Here is a 17,535-nt window from a genome sequence, read left to right as displayed (position 1 = left end):
ACCCCTGCGGTGCGCCTCCTGGTTTGACTAGCGAACTTCTGACAGGGCGGCCGCGTCGGTGTGCCGACGTGCCAATTCGAAGGGTGCGGGATCGAAGACGCCGTTCTCCTGTCGGAAGCTGTACGCCGGGTCGGGCCACAGAGTGGTCAGCCGCCCATTCCGGGCATCGACGTACCAGCTCTTGCAGCCACCCTCCAGCCAAACGGTACCCTCCGCCAGCCGCTCGACACGATCCATGAACTTCTCTTCGGCAGCTCCGTCAATCTCGAGAACGGCAAGCTGATTCGTATCCATGTATTTCAGGGCAGCATCAATGTACTCAATCTGAGATTCAGCGATGTAGACGGCGGAATTATGTCCGAGACCCGTATTAGGTCCGTTCAAGATCCACATGTTCGGGAAGCCTGTTACCGCCATGGTCGCGAAGGCCTGCATGCCGTTGGCCCACTGCTCGCTCAGGGAGCGGCCGCTATTTCCAAAGACACGATAAGCAATGGGGAGGTCCGTCGCCTCGAATCCGGTGCAGAAGATCAGCACGTCGAGTTCGTGCGATTCGCCGCCATGCGACCGAACGATGCCGTTGGCGATGCTCTCCACACCGCCCACGTCCAGGGTCACATGATCCGCGTTGAAGGTTGGATAGTAGTCGTTCGACTTCAGAACGCGCTTGCAGCCGAAGGTGTAGTCCGGTGTCAGCTTGGCCACCAACGCAGGGTCCTGAATCTGTTTGTGTAAGTGGTCGATGGCCACCTTGGCGGCAGGATTCACCAGGCTCGGCGTGCCGCGGCGCTGCGCGTAGCGGTCCTCATTCGCCCAAAACATCTCGGAACGCACCTCCTCCATGGTTTCGGGAAGCCGTCGGTACATGCCCTTCTCGGCATCCGTATAGGCGCGGTCGGGACGGGGGGTGACGTAGGGCGCTGACCGCTGAAACACCACCAGCTCGGACGCCTCCTTGGCGACCTCCGGGACCACCTGAATTGCCGTGGCGCCCGAACCGACCACGCCGACGCGCTTACCCGCGAGGTCGACATCTCGATTCCACTGAGCGGAGTGAAACATGTCACCGGTAAAGGTCTCCATGCCCGGTATCTGCGGCAGCTTCGGCTCGGACAAATGCCCGACGGCGGTGACTAAGTTGGTGGCCGTGAATACGCCTTTGGGCGTGAGGACCACCCAGCGAGTCAGCTCCACGTCCCAGCGAGCTTCAATCAGTTCGGCACCGAAGTGGATGTGCGGCAGCAATCCTTCCTCGCGGGCGACGTCGCTGAGATAGCCGAGAATCTCGGCCTGCGGGGCAAAAGTGCGCGACCATTCCGGATTGAGGCGGAAGGAGTACGAGTACAGGTGGGAAGGGACGTCGCAAGCCGCTCCGGGGTAGTCGTTGTCCCGCCATGTTCCGCCAACCTCAGTCGCGCGTTCCAGGATGACGAAGGACTTTTCGCCTTCGCGGGCCAGACGCGTGCCCATGCCCAAGCCACCAAATCCCGCACCGACGATGATGACATCGACGGCCTCGTGAACGTCTTGCTCAGAATTGTTTTGAGTATTCATATTCGCTACGTGTTCCTTCGTGCTACGTGAAATATTCGGTTTCAAACGGAGATACTGGCCAACGTTGTGCCTGGCCGCACGGCTTGCGGGGAAACCACGAAGCCGTCAATGAGTTGGAAAAGCTGTGCGGGACGCTCCATCGGCGCTGCGTGACCGCTGGGAACTTCGGCGAGCCGGGCATCGGGTATCGCTCCAAAAAGCAGCCTGCTGTGCTTGATCGGAACCATGTGGTCGTAGGTGCAGCCGACGATCAACGTCGGAGCGCAGATACCGCCAATCTTGTCGAGAATGTTAATGTTTCGGTTGAGCTTCATCTGCTCTTCAATGCCGGGCGGGAAGCTGCGTGCCGCGACCAAGGCCGCGACTTCGGTTTCGGAGAGGGAACCCAGAAACGGATGGCCATAGGCCTCGAAGGTCGTAAATTCGCGGAGGGCGTCGCGATCACCGTGGAAGAGCCGGTGCCAGATCGAGTTCCGCAGTGCCTGCTGCTGGTCGGTCTTGGCCCATCCGGCGATAAGCGTCAAGGTATTGACCAGCTCCGGGCGGTCCGCGGCGATCGTGGCCGAGACGGCCGCGCCCAAGGAATAGCCGACGAGGTGAGCTCCGGTGTCAGCGGCACGATCTTCGAGGACGGCGATGACCTGTGCCGCGAGGTCCTCGATCCTGAGCTCCCGAGTCAGGTTTTCTAGATGGGAGAAGTTAATCGCTAGAACGCGGTGACGCGCCGCGAGCATCGGATACAGGATTCGAAAGTGAGATGTTGCTGACCCCCCGGTTCCGTGGATCAGAACGACCGGTGTCCGGCCATCTCCCGGCGTGCCGGTGTCGTAGTAGGTAACGTCAGAATCCTCGACACGGACTTGGCCCTCAACAGCATCTGGATGAATCTTCAACTCTTTGCCTCTCAGTTCAGCGGTGAATGGTCAGCGAGTGACCCGTGTGGCATCGGCCCCAAACGGAGGGTTCGAAGCTACTTGCCAGCATCTTGATAGTCCACTCCGTACGGATTACACTCTCATATAATCACAGTGATGGTCTCAACACAACGGGCAAGGATGGGATGGCAATGAAAATCAAAGGTGCAGTTCTCACAGAAATAGGTCGCCTGCGTCCGTACGTCGATTCCCAACCGCTGTCGGTTGTGGAACTCGAATTGGATGATCCCGGCCCCGACGAAGTACTCGTGCGGATTGAGGCTGCGGGACTGTGCCATTCGGATTTGTCGGTCGTCAACGGCAACCGCCCTCGCCCCGTCCCCATGCTGTTGGGCCACGAGGCCGCAGGCGTCGTCGTCGCCGTCGGTTCTAACGTGGACGACGTCGAACTCGGACAGCGCGTGGTGACGGTGTTCTTGCCGCGGTGCGGATCGTGCGGAAACTGCGCGACCGGTGGAAAACTCCCCTGCGTCGTCGGCAGTGAGGCCAATGCTGCCGGCGTGCTGCTGGGTAATGAACTGCGTCTACACCGCGACGGCGAAAGCGTTAATCACCATTTGGGCGTCTCAGCCTTCGCCACACACGCCGTAGTGAACCGCAAATCAATTGTCCCCGTGGACTCCGACATTCCTCCGCAGGTCGCCGCCGTTCTAGGATGCGCGGTCCTTACTGGAGGCGGTGCCGTGATCAACGCCGCAAAACCACAAGAAGGCGACACCATCATGATCGTTGGTCTTGGCGGAGTAGGCATGGCCGCACTCCTGACGGCATTATCTGTCACCTCGGCATGGAGCGAGACCGGAACCGTCATCGGCGTGGATTCCAATCCCGACAAGCTACGCCGCGCTATGGATTTAGGCTCTTCCGCGACATACTCCCCCGATGAGGTCGTAGCCCTCGGCATCAAGGCCTCAATCGTCATCGAGGCAGCGGGCCATCCACGAGCCTTTGAAACCGCTGTTTCCGCCACAGCGGCAGGCGGAACCACCGTGACAGTAGGGCTGCCAGCTCCCGGGGCCACAGCCGCCATAGAGCCACTGAGTATCACCGCCGAGGCCCGAACGATCATCGGGTCGTATCTAGGTTCGGCCGTCCCCAGCCGAGACATTCCCATCTACGTTAAGATGTGGCGCGAGGGACGGCTTCCCCTAGAGGAACTCATCTCGTCGGTCATCGAACTGGACGAGATCAACCTCGCACTGGATGAGCTCGCCGACGGCAAAGCCATCCGACAGGTCGTAGTGTTCAATTGAATCAACCAAGGAATAAATCAGGCCTTGCGGCCCGATTGAGGAGCCCGTTGTTATGAAATCTCAGCTCGGATACCGGGAACCCCAGCCGGGTAATCGACTGGGCCTTCGGGACAGGACACGTTTGCAACGCTTTGCCGACATTCGCAGTGCGGCGGAACGGCTACTGCGGGAAAAGAGCTTTGACGACATCACCACCAAGGAAGTCGCGGAGCTGGCTGGCGTCGGAGAAGCAACGCTGTTCCGCTATATCTCCAACAAGCGCGAGCTCTTACTCCTGGTGCTAGGCCACCAAGTGGACAGCCTGATCGATAGGATCATGGCCAGCGACGCGGTCAGCGCGCCCGGAGACCAGACGGGCGCGGGACACATCGGGCGTGTCAAGAGGATCTATGAGGCGCGTGCAGAATTCTACGTGACCGATCCAGAGACCGTCACCAGCTACCTCGAATATGGCTTCAAAGCCGGAAGCCAGCTGGGTGCCGAGAGCATCATCCAGGGCGACCGCATTATTGGGCTGACGGAGTCCATCCTGCGTCGCGGTCAAGAACTCAAGGTCCTCATGCCCGATGTTGATGCGCGAACGGTTGCCCAGAACTGCAACAGCATCTACATCCACGAGATCTTCCGAACCTCGGTGCGCAATTTTACACCGGAGACGTTATCGTCGAGAGTCGCAAGTCGCCTATCGGCACAGCTAGTTCCGCTCGTCTTGGATCGACGCTCCTGACTTAAGTACTGGCTGGCGCGAACCCGTTCCATCCGGTCCGCTCCAGCGGATGCCAGGTATACCGTTAAACGGCAGGGCCCACCGGAAGCACAGTGCGCTTGAAGGTGGAGTTGGCCACGACGGCGAACGAGGCGTACCACGCGAGGAAGGCCGTGAGCAGGCCCACCCAACCGCCAATCCTGGTCATCACGACCGTGCCGGCATACGCACCGATCGATAGAAACAGGAACGTGACGGTCAGCGCGACGAAAACAAAGAAGACTGATTTGTTGGTTTTGCGTGCCGCGACGGTCATATAAAGGGTGAAGATGCCCCAGGCGAAGAGCCAAACCCCCACGCCTTTTCCAGCGTCGGCGCCAGCGGCTGACAAATCGGTTGATGTCGTTAGAAACCAGAACGACATCCAGAAGGCACCGAACGAGGTGAAGGCTGTCGCACCAAAGGTGTTGCCCTTCGCGAATTCCCACATGCCGGCAGCGAACTGCGCGATTCCACCGTAGAAGAGAGCCAGACTGAAGACCACCGGCTCAACGGTTGCGGGTAGCAGGCCCGCATTGACGCAACTGAGCACGAACGTTGTCAGGGCGAATGCGGCGAGACCCAGCCCGGCCGGATCGGCGAATGATGCGGGACCGCTCACGGCGGTTGTCGCTACAGGATCGGTTTGAGCCGCTTGAGATCGGAAGGTTTTTTCATTGGTCATCAGTGAACCCCTTTAGTTCTCCCCTGGCGCCAACGCTGACGCCGCATTCAAGCTACACCCCTGCAGCAAAGGCCGCCAAACCCGCATGCCTTGTCAATACATGACCACCGTAACCTGCTCTGATCAGGTCTTATGTTCTGTCAAAGTCGCTGGCTCGGTGTGCTCTGGCAGGCGCGAGCGGCGGTTCCGGCGTCAGCTCTTTGTCCATCAGGTACTTCGTGGCAAATTCGTCCATGTGCGCCCCAACAACCTGCCGCACCGACGCCAGGTCCCCACTGGCGATCGCATCGGCAATGACCACGTGCTCCGCATAACGCATTCGATTGGCAGCGACAAGAGGCCCTGCTGCGACAATCATCATTTCGATCTGACCGATGAGTTGCTGCCACGCACGACGCAAAGTATTGTTCCCGGTCAACTGGCACAAGACCTCGTGAAAACGGAGGTCGGCTTCGATTTGGGTCGCGAAGTCGAGTGTCTCGTCCCGCAGCGGCTCAAGTACGGCCCGGAGCTGATCCGACGTGTCGCCACGGTCACTGCGAGCGGCAAGCAAAGTGGCCGCGAGCGTCTCCAGCGCACCCCGCACCTCAAAAACTTCCCGAATTTCCGCCGCAGTCATGTCGCGAACGAGCATGTGTCCGCGGCCATCGTCCACCAGTAGGCCCTCGATCTCCAGCGGCCTTAGGGCTTCCCTTAGGGTTCCTCGACTTACACCGAGGTCTACGGCGAGGCGGGTCTCGATGAGGTGCTCGCCCGGCCGCATTCCGCCCATGATGATGAGGTCGCGTACGTGCGTCGTGCACCGCTGGCGCAGCGTGCGCTTATCGAACGGGGCGATGTCCCTGGCCATTGAGTCTCCAAAGGTCTAACTGATAGATGTTGACATTTCTATGCTAGAACGCCGCGGTCATGCTCGTGTGCGGTTATCAACGCAACCTTCTCTGCGGAAGCCGATGCGCTATCGAAGCGATATGACAACCATTCGCGTACCAAGCGGCGCGCCAGCTCAATACCGACGACCCGTTGCCCCAGGCACAAGACCTGCGCGTCGTTCGACAACACGGCACGCTCGACCGAGAAGGAGTCGTGCGCGGTCACGGCTCGCACCCCCTTAACCTTGTTGGCCGCGATTGCGACTCCGAGTCCGGTTCCGCAGATCAAGAGCGCCCGGTCGGCGTAACCGGCCGCCACCGCGTCTCCGGCGGCAACCGCGATGACTGGATACGCCGTGTGACCGCTGGCATCCACGCCAACATCGATGACGATCTCGACTAGGGGGTTAGCTTCAAGGTCGGCTTTGAGAATCTCTTTGTACTGAAAACCGGCGTCGTCACAGCCGATGATAATGCGCAGCGGGCTTAGGATCGTCATTTTTACTCCTTGGTGCTGGCGTCTGAGGGTGTGGTGAGTCGTTGCGTGACTGCGGAAATTATCATGGCGATCGAGGTGGCCCCGGCATCCGGCGTGCCGACACTCCGCTCAGCGAGCGGACGGGCCCGGCCTATTTTGGGCACCAGGTTCCGAGTTCGGGCGGCTGCGTCGCGAGAGAGTTCAGCCGCCGCGAGCCACCCCTCGGGAGTTAGCGCCTCGCTCGAGCGCAGCCGCTCCAATTCCTCGGCGTAGGGAATGAGCACGTCCATCATGGTCTTGTCGCCCAGCTGTGCCCCGCCGAGCCGAGTGAGGGCTGTGCGAGCGTCGCCGATGCCGAGAACGAGTTGGGCGGCGGTGATGCTGCTCTCGTCGCCGAGACGATCACCGATTGCTTGCAGCCCCGCTCCCCAGAGAGCGCCGGAGGTACCTCCCGCGATGTCAGCCCAGCGCTCTCCGGCCAGGCGCAACACCGTGCCGGCACCGGAGGATTGCAACGCCGCTTTCTCTGCCGCGTCGAGGGCCGCGCGCGAGCCTCGTTCCATGCCAATTCCGTGGTCCCCGTCCCCCGCGACGGCATCGATTCTGCCGAGTTCATCGGCGGCGTCAATGACGGTGTTCGTGAGAGCGTCGAGCCCCAACAGCACCTTCTGGGCTCCACGACGCGATTCGGGTGTGCCGAATGTCGCGTCAACTTCGTCTGCTACGACGCGCTCTTGCACTCGATCGCGCTCGAGCGTCGTGAGAACGCGGGCCTGTGACGCACGTCCCTTGAGGTAGGCGGGCGTCGTGGCGGGGGCCGCCCACAGGCGTTCGAGTTCGTCGTCAAGCCAGAAGAGCGTGAGCGAGACGCCCGCCATATCCAGGCTCGTGCACAGCTCACCGATGTCCGGGGCGACAATCTGGAGTCCGGCATCCGCGAGCAGCTGAGCCACGGTGCGGTAAACGACGAACAGCTCTTCGTATTTAACCGTACCCAGGCCGTTCAGGAGCACGGCAACTCGACCGTCAGCCCCGTTGGGACGCTCAGCGAGAGTCCGCTCCACGAGCAACTCTGCGAGTCCAGCCGCGCTGGGTATGGGCACGTCACTAATTCCCGGTTCGCCGTGGATGCCCAGCCCCAGGGACATCATCCCGTCGGGCACTGTGAACAGCGGCGCGGTAGCTCCCGGCAGCGTGCAGCCCGCGAACGCAACGCCGAAGCTTCGCGTTCGATCGTTGGCGTGCTGGCCGACGCGGATGGTGTCGGCAAAGTCATAGCCAGCCTCGGCGGCGGCTCCCAGGATTTTGAAGACGGTTAGATTACCGGCTATCCCACGTCGTTTGTGCTTCTCCTCGGGCGACGCGCTGGCAATGTCGTCGGTGACCAGGACAACGTCGGCGGCTATGCCATCCCGTCGAAGCCGGTCGACCGCCTCACCGAAGTGCATCACATCGCCGGCGTAATTTCCGAAAGTGAAGATCACTCCGTGCCCGCGTTCCGCGGCTCGCGCAACCGAATAGGCCTGCTGCGCAGACGGGGATGAGAAGAGATTTCCCATGGCCGCACCATGAGCGAGGCCGCCGCCGACCAGCCCGCAGAACATCGGGTAGTGACCCGTGCCGCCGCCGACGATGACAGCAACGTCGTCATGCTCCGTTGCGCGCACGACCCCACCGGGAACCGCCATCACAAGCTCGGGATAAGCAGCGACGAATCCCTCGATAAGTTCCTGAGGAAAATCGGTGGGATTGTTGAAAATTCGGGTCATGAGTGACCTCCGTGGCTAGTTGATGCGTCAGCGAGCAGAGCAGAGAGGTACTCACCGGCGCGAAGGGCCTCCCCGGCACGATCGGCGTCGGCCGTGTCTCGTGTTTCAAGCTCCAGGGCCAGGACACCCTCGTAGCCGAGCTCGGCGAGTGCGGCGACTAAATCGACGAAGTTGACGACGCCGCGCCCGATCGAGTGATGGATGTAGCCGGGTTCAGCATCCCGGATGTGAACGTGACGCGTTCGCCCGCCAAAGCGATTCAGGAATTCCCTCGGAGTCGACCCGCTGGCCGTGATGTGGCTCACGTCGCAGACGACGCCGATACGCTCCGGTAACCGCGAGAGGAGCGCCGCCGTGCGCTCCAAATCGAAAGCCAGGCGGAACCAGTGGGGTGCCTCGACCCAGAGCTGAATCCCGCGATCGCTCCCTCTCTCGTCGATGCGGCGCAGCTCGCCAGCAACCGTATCGAGGTCCTCGTTGAGGCTGCCCAGTGGCTCCGGCGACTGCCGACCATTGGGCAACACCAACGCCGTGGCGCCAACGGCAACGCACAGATCGAGCAACCGATCTACGTGGTGCGCCCGCGCAGCGGCGTCGGATTCATCGAGCAATGCGTTGAGGTCACCGACGTCGGCATTGATCGAGCGCACGCGCAATCCCGAGTCGATGACCGTACGCGCGACCTCCGCGACGGCCTTCTCGTCGAGAACGTATGGCACATGATCGCACACCCCCGGAAGGGCCCCGAGATCAATCTCGGCAAAGCCCGCCGATGTGATCGCCTGAAGGGCTCCGCGAAGCGGAAGATGGCGAAGGGTGATGGTGCTGCAGGTCACCCGGCTGTCAATGGTCATCGATGGGTCCTAGAATCCCTCAACGGCGTGCGGCAGGTAGTGCGCGGCGAGCCGAGCCGCTTCGTCATCGGACAGAGTCAGGTCGACGGCGCCCACGGCATCATCGAGATGCTTGAGCTTCGTTGCGCCAATGAGGGGAGAGGCGACGACGGGCTGGCGCATGACCCAGGCCAGCGCGACCTGTGCCTGGTTAACGCCCCGGTCGAGCGCGATTGCGGCGACCGTCTCGACGATTTTGCGGTCGTTCTCTTCATTCTGCAGATACAGGGTGGGAGCCAGGGGGTCGTTGGCAAATCGATCCGAGGCGGCATCCCAGGAGCGCGTCAGTTTGCCGCGAGCGAGGGGGCTCCACGGCAGGGCGCCCACGCCCTGGTCGAGGCAGAACGGATAGAGCTCCCGCTCGTCTTCCCGGGTCAGCAGGTTGTACTGCGCCTGCATCGAAACGAACTCGGTCCAACCGTGCTGCCGGGCCGTGAACTGCGCTTTCGCGAACTGCCAGCCGTACATCGACGATGCTCCCAGATAGCGAACCTTGCCCATTTTGACGAGGTCGTGCAAAGCCTCAAGGGTCTCTTCGATCTGCACCGTCGGGTCCCAACGGTGAATTTGATACAGATCGATATAGTCGGTGTCCAGGCGACGCAGACTGGCATCGACCTGCTCCATGATGTGTCCCCGGGAGAGTCCGCCACCGTTTGGGCCCGGCCGCATCCGCCCGTGTACCTTTGTGGCGATGACAACCTCTTCACGGCGAGCGAAGTCGCGAAGGGCGCGGCCGAGGATTTCCTCGCTGTTGCCCAGCGAGTAGATGTTTGCAGTATCGAAGGAGGTGATACCGAGCTCGAGGGCCCGGCTGATGAACGGTCGACTTTCATCTTCGGGCAAGGTCCAACCGTGTGCTCCGCGGCCCGGTGTTCCGTAGCTCATGCAGCCCAGGGTGACGGCCGATACTTCCAGGCCGCTGGTGCCGATTCTGTTGTACTTCATGGTTCTCCTAGATTCGTGTTGCAGGTGTGAGGTTGGCGGTGTGGGTGGCGGCCGCGGCAGCCGCGACCACCCACCCAGTTTTACGAGCGGAGCCGCGCACGCTCCGCAACGATTGGCGCAGTTTCGCGAACGTATATTGCGGCGACGGTCGAGATAACCCCGAGCAGTGCGAGAAGAATCGCGGGGCCGGTCCAGCCGACCCATCCGTAGAGCGCTACGGCGATGAAAGGCAGCACGCCGGCCACTGCGGATGCGCCGTTGTAGCCGATCGAGATACCCGACGAGCGAACGTCTCGGGGAAAAAGCTCAGAAAACCAGCTCGATTCGACGGCGAAGATGGGGTCGTGGCTCAAGGTCAGGCTAAGAACGACAGCGACCATGATCATGATCACGGCACCGGTATTAATCATGAGGAACATGGGGAAGGCAAACAGGATGGTAAAGATGGCACCGATCAGGAATACCTTCTTGCGGCCTATCCGGTCGGACAAAGCACCGAACGCCATCAGAGTGAACACCCCCAGGATCGATCCGCCGATAGTGCCGTAGAGAACGTTCTGTTTATCGGTGATCCCCGACAGCACGACATAAGAAAGCACGAAGCTTGTCGTGATGTAGTAGCCACCCGTCTCAGCCATCCGGAGCGCGATGATCCGCACCACGCTGCGCCAGTCATTCTTGAGCACTTTGAGGACAGGATGCCGGTGGATCTCTCCGGCCGCCTTCATCGCGTCGAACGCCGGCGATTCAGAGACACCCAGTCGAATCCACATGCCGATCGCGACCATGACAATGGCCAGCAGGAACGGCACCCGCCAAATCCAGTCGCCCTCGAAGAAATATGCGGAGAGCAAGAAGGTGACGTTGGCGAGAACGAGGCCGACCGGAATGCCGATTTGCGGCACGGCACCGAAGAAACCGCGCCGCTTTTCCGGGGCGTGTTCGACCGCCATGAGCACGGCCCCACCCCATTCGGCGCCGAAGCCAATACCTTGGATTGCTCGCAGCAGGATCAGGAGCGCGGGAGCGAGAGCGCCCACCATGGCGTACGTCGGCAGGAAGCCGATCAGGAACGTTGCAATTCCCATCACCAACAGCGACGAAATGAGCACCGTTCGGCGACCGAGCCGATCGCCGTAGTGCCCCGCGAGGTAGCCGCCCAGCGGCCGGAACAGGAAACCGACCGCCAGAGTAGCAAACGACGCCAAAACACCAATGAACGCGTTGTCAGTGTGGAAGAACGTGGTTCCGAAGTATGCCGCAGCAGCGGTGCCGTAAATAAAGAAGTCGTAGGCCTCGACGGCGGTTCCGATCATCGAGGCGAAAGAAACCTTCGCGGGGTTGTCCCGTTTCAAAGGCATTTCGAGTTGCGCAGGTGCGGTCACGTGTTCCTCCTTGAACATTCGACGACGGCGGTACGACCGTCTAGTCGAATAGAACCACAGACGACATTTATTTGTCAACATTTTCTTAGCAGAGCGTGCATAAATGTTGACAAATATACATTCATGTTTCTACTCTGTAGTTGTGCAGCAAAGGGGCCAGGCCGTTCTTGGCTCCATCGACAGAGGCCCTGTAGGCCGATTCTCTTGGAGGCTTGAAATGAAGGTTGGATTTGTCGGCGTCGGAGCCATTGGAATGCCAATGGCCGAACGTCTCCTGGCACATCACGATGTGACCGTCTATGATGTCACAGCTTCGCAGGTGGCATTGCTGGCCGCCAAGGGCGCGACCGCAGCGTCTAGCGCTGCGGAAGCCGCGCAGGGTGCGGATGCCACCATCGTCATGGTCGCGACTCCTGCACAGTTGAACAGCGCCCTATTCGGGGCGGGCGGCGTCGCAGAAGGCGCAGTGGCCGGCAGCACGGTCATCATTATGAGCTCCGTCGGCATCGACTCCGTTGTGCGGGCCGCCGAAAAGCTAGACCAGCTCGGCATTCTCGTGCTGGATGCACCGGTAACGGGCGGCGTTGTTCGAGCCGACACGGGGGAACTGACATTACTCATCGGCGGAGACTCAGCACTCGTCGCAGCGATGAAACCCGTACTGAGCTTGCTCGGTACAACGCTGGCGCAATGCGGCGACCGGGTGGGCGATGGGCAGGCGGTCAAGCTGGTCAACCAGCTCCTATGCTCTGTGCACCTGGCGGTGGCCGGCGAAGCGCTCACGCTGGCCGACTCACTCGGGCTTGATCCCCAGGCCGTGCTGGACATCATCGGTTCCGGCGCTGCGTCGTCCTTCATGCTGAATGATCGCGGCCCACGAATGCTGCAAAACAACCCGTCAGTCCTGTCTGCCATTGACATTTTTGTCAAGGATTCGACTTTAGTGCAGGATGCCGCAGCCATCAGCGGAGCCGCCACGCCGATCTTGGATGCGGCTGCTGCGCGGTTTACCCAGGCGCAGTTGGCGGGACTCGGTCGCAGTGACGACTCCGCCGTCATCCAGACGTATGGATTCACGGTTTCTTCTTTGACTCGAACCACCGGTCCCGAGGTGATCGCCGTCGGCTGACTATTCGATCAGGAGCGTTACCGTCTCGGCGATACAGGCCGGACGCGGCGAATCCTCAACTTCGATCCGATGCCGGATGATCACCTGGCTCCCCCGCGCGGTCGGGGTTACCGCGAGGAGAGTTAGCCGGTTGCGCACCCGGGAGTCCACGGGAACCGGGCTGGGAAAGCGCACCTTGTTCAGGCCATAGTTGACGACCATTTTCACGCCGACGACCCGGTAGACCTGCCCGGCAAAGAACGGAATCATCGACAGAGTGAGGTAGCCGTGGGCAACCGGGCCGCCAAACGGGCCCGCCGCTGCCCGAACGGGATCGACGTGAATCCACTGCTGGTCCCCCGTAGCGTCCGCAAAGCCCTGCACCTGATGCTGCTCCACCCGATGCCAGTCGCTAACCCCGAGCTCGGTGTCGACGAGGGTGCTCAACTCGCCTAATCCCTGAATCTCACGCATGACTCAGGAGCGAACCCTCGACGGGGCTTTGGTGAGGTCTCCACTCAACGCAGGCATGACCACGGGGGTTTTGATCAGGTAGCACAGCGCGATGCTCACGACGAGCAGGCCCGCTCCGGAGGCGGTACTGGTGGTGCCCGGCAGCATGACCAACACACCGGCTGCACCGCCGACCAGGCGGGCGATTATGGGCATCCGTTTCTCAAACCCAATCAACCAGCCTTCAAAGGAGCACGCGAGGATGTATACACCGATGACGCTTCCAACCAAGGCAAGCAGAACCTGGGGCAGCGGCGCTTGGGCGACGAGCGCCGGATTGAGGGCGAAGCAGAACGGAATGATGTACTTGACGGCGCCCAGTTTCATTGCGCTCAAGCTGGTCGCCATTGGTGGCGCCTTGGCAATGCTCGCTGCGGCAAAGGACGCCAGCGCAACCGGCGGCGTGATGTAGGACACGGAGGCCCAGTAAATGACGAACAGGTGGGCGGCAATTACGTTGACTCCCAGTGCGGTCAAAGCCGGGGCCATCACAATCGCCAGGAAAACGTACACTGCCGAGATCGTCATGCCCATTCCCAGCACGAATGAAGTGACCGCACCCGCAATCAGGATGAGAAGCACATTATCCCCAACAAGGGCGACCAATTCTCCGGCCAACGAAAGAGAAACGCCAGTCATCGACAGCCCGCCAATGATCAGGCCAACGCCAGCAATGATGCCAAAGATCTCAGCAAGAGTCTGTCCGCCGCTCACCAACAGTTCGAAGAATCTGCGCGGAGTGAGACGATCTGTCTTCTTCAGAGCACTGACGAGCAAAAGGAAAGCAATCACCCAATACGGAGCTTGGGATTCATTCTTCTGTACGACCAGAAGAAGAATTAGCCCAACCAGTGCGCCCAGGTACGGCCAACCCACGGCCAGTACAGCACCGATGCGGGGAAGCTCCGACTTTGGCAGTCCCTTGAGCCCTTTCTTCGCTGAGTATCCATCAATCTGCAAAAAGATTCCCAGGAAGTAGAGAAATGCCGGGATCGCCGCCGCCAGAGCGATTTGGGCATATGGCACCCCGACGAATGAGACCATTAAGAACGCTGCGGCGCCCATGATCGGAGGGGTGATCGAGCCGCCCGAAGACGCAGTTGCCTCGACTCCGCCGGCATATCGTGCGCTGAAACCGGCCTTTTTCATGGCAGGAATTGTTAGGGGCCCGGTCGTCAAGACGTTGGACAGCGCGCTTCCACTGAGCATTCCAAGGGAAGCGGAGCTGACCATAGATACCTTTGCCGAACCACCACGGGCCCGCCCGAAGAGGGACTGCGCCATGTCGTAGAAGAACGTCGCCCCCCCGGTCTTCTGGAGTACCACGCCAAACAGCAAGAACCCAATCAGGATGCCACCGGCGGCCTGCAAGGGGAGCCCCAGAATACTATCCAGGCCCATTGCATGCTGCTGCGCTGTCGACATGAAGTCGCTTTGAATTCCCCGCAGGAACCCGACGGGAATATTTCCCGCAAACATCGGATAGATGGAGAAGATCAGGGCGATGATCGTTACGACCAGCCCGGCCGCTCGGCGCAAGGCCTCGAGCACGACGGCCCACAGAATCAGGCTGGATACCTGAGCCGCCAGCGGTGCTGTGAAGTCCCAACCCAGGTTCACGATGTTCTCAGCGTTGATGCCGAAATACGCGCAAACAACAGTTGTGAGAAGGAACAGCGTGACGTCGTACCACGAAGGCCGCTTTTGCTTTGCCTTCTTATGGGCTGGCAAAGTCAAAAATACGAGCGGGAGGAAGCACGCCAGAATGAAGTAGAGATAGCCGTTGCGAAGCAGCGAAAAGCCAAAGGGGTTCCAGAAGAACGCCTGGTTCATGGCCACAAGGACCCCGACAACGGTAAATCCGGCTACAACGTATTTCCAGAACGTGTTCAATCGATCATTCAAGTTTCTATCCTCACGGGTTCGGCTGGGAGCGGGTCGCACCGCAACCGGCGCAGGGTGGCACGGCCACATCAACGCATGATGAGACCAACGGATCTAGGCGAGATCACGGCCCGTTACAGGGTGCTCAGATTCGTTTCTTTCCAGGTGGCCCATTCTTCAGCGAGGTTCGTCTTGTCCGCTGAACCGATGAAGTCTTCCCAACCTGCGCGCAGCTTTTCGCCGCGCTCGATGAGTTCCTTATTCTTCTTGTCGGCTTCATCGCTCCAGGCGTTGTTTTCCTTAAGGAACTTGACTGTCCCGGCGTGGAACGGAACCTTCGTCGGCACCGTGTTCGCCAGCTCCAGAGACCAGTTCTGCGTCGTTGCTGTTGAATCCTTGAACTCGTCGTAGTTGTCTTGGATGGCTTTCGCCGTCTCGTACACGGACGATTCGCTAGCACCCGCATAGGTAACGAGCGGAAGAGTATAGATCAAGCCGCGTGCGGATTCACCATCTTCTTGGCCGGCTGCGCCGGTGAAATCACCGATCGCAGCGTATGGTGCACTCTCGGCAACGGCCGCGACCCTCTTCGGTGAGTCATCGTCCATGCTCAGCCAGCGGACAGGAAAGGCGCTCTCAAGCTCATAGAGCGAAGCTCCATAGACCTGCTGAAAGAGAACATCGAGTTGACCCGATTTAACGGCATCCGCCTGCTCGCTGTACGAAATCTCGACCGGCTCCACATCGTCCCAGGTAAGCCCACCGTATGCGAGCATCGCCGTGAGGCTGTTATTCACCGAAGGATTTGCCGTAATGTGCGGGAAGCTAACTCCCCTGAGGTCATCGTACGACTTGATCTCGGAGGAGTCCCGAACCATCAGGCCATGGGGAGCAACAGGCGCCCATACCAATTGAAGGTCCTGAGGGCCCCAGTCTTCACTGGCGAATTCGAAGTCCGCCTCGAATGCGTAGATGTATTCGTTTCCAGTGCGAGCCATATCGGACTTGCCCTGCTTTAACGGACCGAGGCGTCCGATGGCAGTGTCGGCTGTGATAATCCGAGCCGTGTGGTCGGTGCCGCTCGTTATGGCCCCGGTGACAGCGGCAACATCGGCATAGGTGGAGGTACCCAGGCCGTACGTACTCCAGACCAGTTGCTGGGGCAGGCCTTCAACTACTTCGCTTTCACCGGTCGCGGCACAGGCGGTCAGGCTCAGCCCAACGGCCACGCCGAGGGCAACGGTACGTAGCATTTTTCGCATAATCTCTCCTTTGAGTTTTTGTGACACCATCCCCGCCCAAAGAATGCGTCGCGCATCGGCGTGTATCGACGTAATTCAGACTTGTATGGGGTGGTTGTAGAACGCGTAATGAGCATCACGCCGGGTGTTCTCATTTAGCCTGTCAGCCGCACACCAATTGAGTCCAATACTCAATTGAAACAATAGTCATTGAAATTTCCTATCAATCAGCCGCCGAGGAGCGCATGTCGCTCCGGAGCGGGAAGCACCCGCTCCGCAATTTCGAGCACAGCCAGCACAGCCGGAGACACGTTGTCTTTGCGCCAAGCAAGGACGGCTACAAGTTCTGCTACGTTTCCGCCAAGTTCCCGAAACACCACACCGGGGGTATCAATATGCTGAACGGACGAGACCGTGATCGTGACTCCAACCCCAGCCGATACAAGACCTAATATCGTATACGAATCAGGCGCCTCCTGCATGATTCTCGGGTTGAAACCGGCATCCATCGTGACGCGCATGAAAGCATCCCGAACGGCCGACCCCTGGGTGCCGGGAAAAGACACGAACGGCTCGAGAGCCAAATCCGCGATATCAATGACCGTTCTCTCCGCGAGCCGATGGTCCGAAGGCAAGGCCACCACGAGTCGTTCGTATCCATAGATCCGGGTGGCTATTGCCGTATCCATAACCGGCAATCGGCAAAACCCGATGTCGATGTTCCGCCCGTTGATGCCGGTCAGCGCCCCGCCAGAATACGTCTGCCCTTGAAGGACCATCTCAATGCCGGGTTGCTCGGCCCGGACGGCGCGGGCAAGTTTGGGCAGCGCATTGTGACTACTCGCCCCGGCGAAACTGATGACCACCCGGCCGACGATCTCCGACTCACCCAAGACCGCAGCACGTTTGGCGATGTCAACATCGGCCAAAACCTGACGGGCCGGCTGGAGGAGCGCGTACCCGGCTTCGCTCAACGTCACCGAGCGTGTGTTTCGATGAAACAGCTCCACCCCCAACTGCTTTTCCAATTGCCGAATCTGCTGACTGAGCGCCGGTTGCGCCATGTGCAGGCGTGCGGCGGCGCGCCCAAAATGGAGTTCCTCTGCGATAGCAATGAACCCCACGAGATGTTTGAACTCCAAAATGCCCTCCAGCAACGACGTCACTTATAACGAATTCTTCTCACAGAAGTCTACTTTATGTATTGGACACGCATAGATCCACGATGTCACTATGAAGTGAATCGTGTTCAATGATGAGGAAGGCTTCATA

General features: G+C 60.2%; 16 protein-coding genes. 3 read left to right on the top strand and 13 right to left on the bottom strand.

Annotation, left to right across the window (positions count from 1 at the left end):
- Positions 1–27 precede the first annotated feature (27 nt).
- Both QMK22_RS15750 and QMK22_RS15745 read right to left on the bottom strand, forming a co-directional pair.
- The gene (locus QMK22_RS15750) at positions 28–1,599 is read right to left on the bottom strand and encodes a flavin-containing monooxygenase (protein WP_283498601.1); all 1,572 of its coding nucleotides are present in this window, start codon (positions 1,597–1,599) and stop codon (positions 28–30) included.
- Positions 1,596–2,447 (bottom strand): alpha/beta fold hydrolase, encoded by an 852-nt coding sequence (locus QMK22_RS15745; RefSeq protein ID WP_283498600.1) that lies wholly within the window; start codon positions 2,445–2,447, stop codon positions 1,596–1,598. Before QMK22_RS15745 ends, QMK22_RS15750 begins: the two co-directional genes overlap by 4 nt.
- A 173-nt stretch (positions 2,448–2,620) precedes the next feature.
- Between QMK22_RS15745 and QMK22_RS15740 the strand changes: the two genes are divergently transcribed.
- Complete coding sequence (locus tag QMK22_RS15740; RefSeq protein WP_283498599.1) at positions 2,621–3,742, top strand: alcohol dehydrogenase catalytic domain-containing protein; 1,122 nt, start codon at positions 2,621–2,623, stop codon at positions 3,740–3,742.
- A gap of 52 nt (positions 3,743–3,794) precedes the next feature.
- Complete coding sequence (locus QMK22_RS15735; protein WP_283498598.1) at positions 3,795–4,469, top strand: TetR/AcrR family transcriptional regulator; 675 nt, start codon at positions 3,795–3,797, stop codon at positions 4,467–4,469.
- Between the two features lie 64 nt (positions 4,470–4,533).
- Here the strand turns inward: QMK22_RS15735 and QMK22_RS15730 are convergent, their stop codons facing one another.
- The 7 genes from QMK22_RS15730 to QMK22_RS15700 all read right to left on the bottom strand — a co-directional run bounded on the left by QMK22_RS15730 (position 4,534) and on the right by QMK22_RS15700 (position 11,517).
- Positions 4,534–5,109 (bottom strand): acetate uptake transporter, encoded by a 576-nt coding sequence (locus QMK22_RS15730; RefSeq protein WP_283498597.1) that lies wholly within the window; start codon positions 5,107–5,109, stop codon positions 4,534–4,536.
- 193 nt (positions 5,110–5,302) lie between these two features.
- Positions 5,303–6,022: a GntR family transcriptional regulator gene (locus QMK22_RS15725; RefSeq protein ID WP_283498596.1), complete on the bottom strand. Its 720-nt coding sequence runs from the start codon at positions 6,020–6,022 to the stop codon at positions 5,303–5,305.
- Positions 6,023–6,060: 38 nt separating this feature from the next.
- A complete protein-coding gene (locus QMK22_RS15720; protein WP_502857854.1) occupies positions 6,061–6,543 on the bottom strand; it encodes a ribose-5-phosphate isomerase in 483 nt (160 codons plus the stop codon).
- 2 nt (positions 6,544–6,545) lie between these two features.
- Positions 6,546–8,291 (bottom strand): dihydroxyacetone kinase family protein, encoded by a 1,746-nt coding sequence (locus QMK22_RS15715; protein WP_283498595.1) that lies wholly within the window; start codon positions 8,289–8,291, stop codon positions 6,546–6,548.
- Positions 8,288–9,145: a sugar phosphate isomerase/epimerase family protein gene (locus tag QMK22_RS15710; protein ID WP_283498594.1), complete on the bottom strand. Its 858-nt coding sequence runs from the start codon at positions 9,143–9,145 to the stop codon at positions 8,288–8,290. The genes QMK22_RS15715 and QMK22_RS15710 overlap by 4 nt, the downstream gene beginning before the upstream one ends.
- A gap of 9 nt (positions 9,146–9,154) precedes the next feature.
- Complete coding sequence (locus QMK22_RS15705; protein ID WP_283498593.1) at positions 9,155–10,132, bottom strand: aldo/keto reductase; 978 nt, start codon at positions 10,130–10,132, stop codon at positions 9,155–9,157.
- An 80-nt stretch (positions 10,133–10,212) separates the two neighbouring features.
- Complete coding sequence (locus tag QMK22_RS15700) at positions 10,213–11,517, bottom strand: MFS transporter (RefSeq protein ID WP_283498592.1); 1,305 nt, start codon at positions 11,515–11,517, stop codon at positions 10,213–10,215.
- A gap of 217 nt (positions 11,518–11,734) precedes the next feature.
- On the opposite strand from QMK22_RS15700, the gene QMK22_RS15695 reads away from it, so the two are divergent.
- Complete coding sequence (locus QMK22_RS15695; protein WP_283498591.1) at positions 11,735–12,646, top strand: NAD(P)-dependent oxidoreductase; 912 nt, start codon at positions 11,735–11,737, stop codon at positions 12,644–12,646.
- Here QMK22_RS15695 and QMK22_RS15690 read toward each other — a convergent pair whose 3' ends face one another.
- The 4 genes from QMK22_RS15690 to QMK22_RS15675 form a co-directional block, all read right to left on the bottom strand.
- A complete protein-coding gene (locus QMK22_RS15690) occupies positions 12,647–13,099 on the bottom strand; it encodes a MaoC family dehydratase (RefSeq protein WP_283498590.1) in 453 nt (150 codons plus the stop codon). It abuts the gene before it with no gap.
- Positions 13,100–13,102: 3 nt separating this feature from the next.
- Positions 13,103–15,043 carry a TRAP transporter permease gene (locus QMK22_RS15685; protein WP_283498589.1) on the bottom strand — a complete coding sequence of 647 codons (1,941 nt, stop codon included), beginning with the start codon at positions 15,041–15,043 and terminating at the stop codon, positions 13,103–13,105.
- 113 nt (positions 15,044–15,156) lie between these two features.
- Positions 15,157–16,284, bottom strand: coding sequence for a TAXI family TRAP transporter solute-binding subunit (locus tag QMK22_RS15680; protein WP_283498588.1), 1,128 nt, complete (start codon positions 16,282–16,284; stop codon positions 15,157–15,159).
- A gap of 206 nt (positions 16,285–16,490) precedes the next feature.
- Positions 16,491–17,429, bottom strand: a complete 939-nt coding sequence (locus tag QMK22_RS15675) for a LysR family transcriptional regulator (RefSeq protein ID WP_283498587.1) — start codon at positions 17,427–17,429, stop codon at positions 16,491–16,493.
- Positions 17,430–17,535 lie beyond the last annotated feature (106 nt).

Source organism: Cryobacterium sp. PH29-G1, assembly GCF_030063365.1.
Lineage (GTDB): Bacteria > Actinomycetota > Actinomycetes > Actinomycetales > Microbacteriaceae > Cryobacterium.
This window is presented reverse-complemented; position numbering and strand designations above follow the sequence as displayed.

Coding starts and splice junctions, on each gene's coding strand:
- QMK22_RS15705 (WP_283498593.1), bottom strand. CDS start 10,132: ATGAAGTACAACAGAATCGGCACCAGCGGCCTGGAAGTATCGGCCGTC.
- QMK22_RS15725 (WP_283498596.1), bottom strand. CDS start 6,022: ATGGCCAGGGACATCGCCCCGTTCGATAAGCGCACGCTGCGCCAGCGG.
- QMK22_RS15690 (WP_283498590.1), bottom strand. CDS start 13,099: ATGCGTGAGATTCAGGGATTAGGCGAGTTGAGCACCCTCGTCGACACC.
- QMK22_RS15715 (WP_283498595.1), bottom strand. CDS start 8,291: ATGACCCGAATTTTCAACAATCCCACCGATTTTCCTCAGGAACTTATC.
- QMK22_RS15735 (WP_283498598.1), top strand. CDS start 3,795: ATGAAATCTCAGCTCGGATACCGGGAACCCCAGCCGGGTAATCGACTG.
- QMK22_RS15720 (WP_502857854.1), bottom strand. CDS start 6,543: ATGACGATCCTAAGCCCGCTGCGCATTATCATCGGCTGTGACGACGCC.
- QMK22_RS15740 (WP_283498599.1), top strand. CDS start 2,621: ATGAAAATCAAAGGTGCAGTTCTCACAGAAATAGGTCGCCTGCGTCCG.
- QMK22_RS15695 (WP_283498591.1), top strand. CDS start 11,735: ATGAAGGTTGGATTTGTCGGCGTCGGAGCCATTGGAATGCCAATGGCC.
- QMK22_RS15710 (WP_283498594.1), bottom strand. CDS start 9,145: ATGACCATTGACAGCCGGGTGACCTGCAGCACCATCACCCTTCGCCAT.
- QMK22_RS15680 (WP_283498588.1), bottom strand. CDS start 16,284: ATGCGAAAAATGCTACGTACCGTTGCCCTCGGCGTGGCCGTTGGGCTG.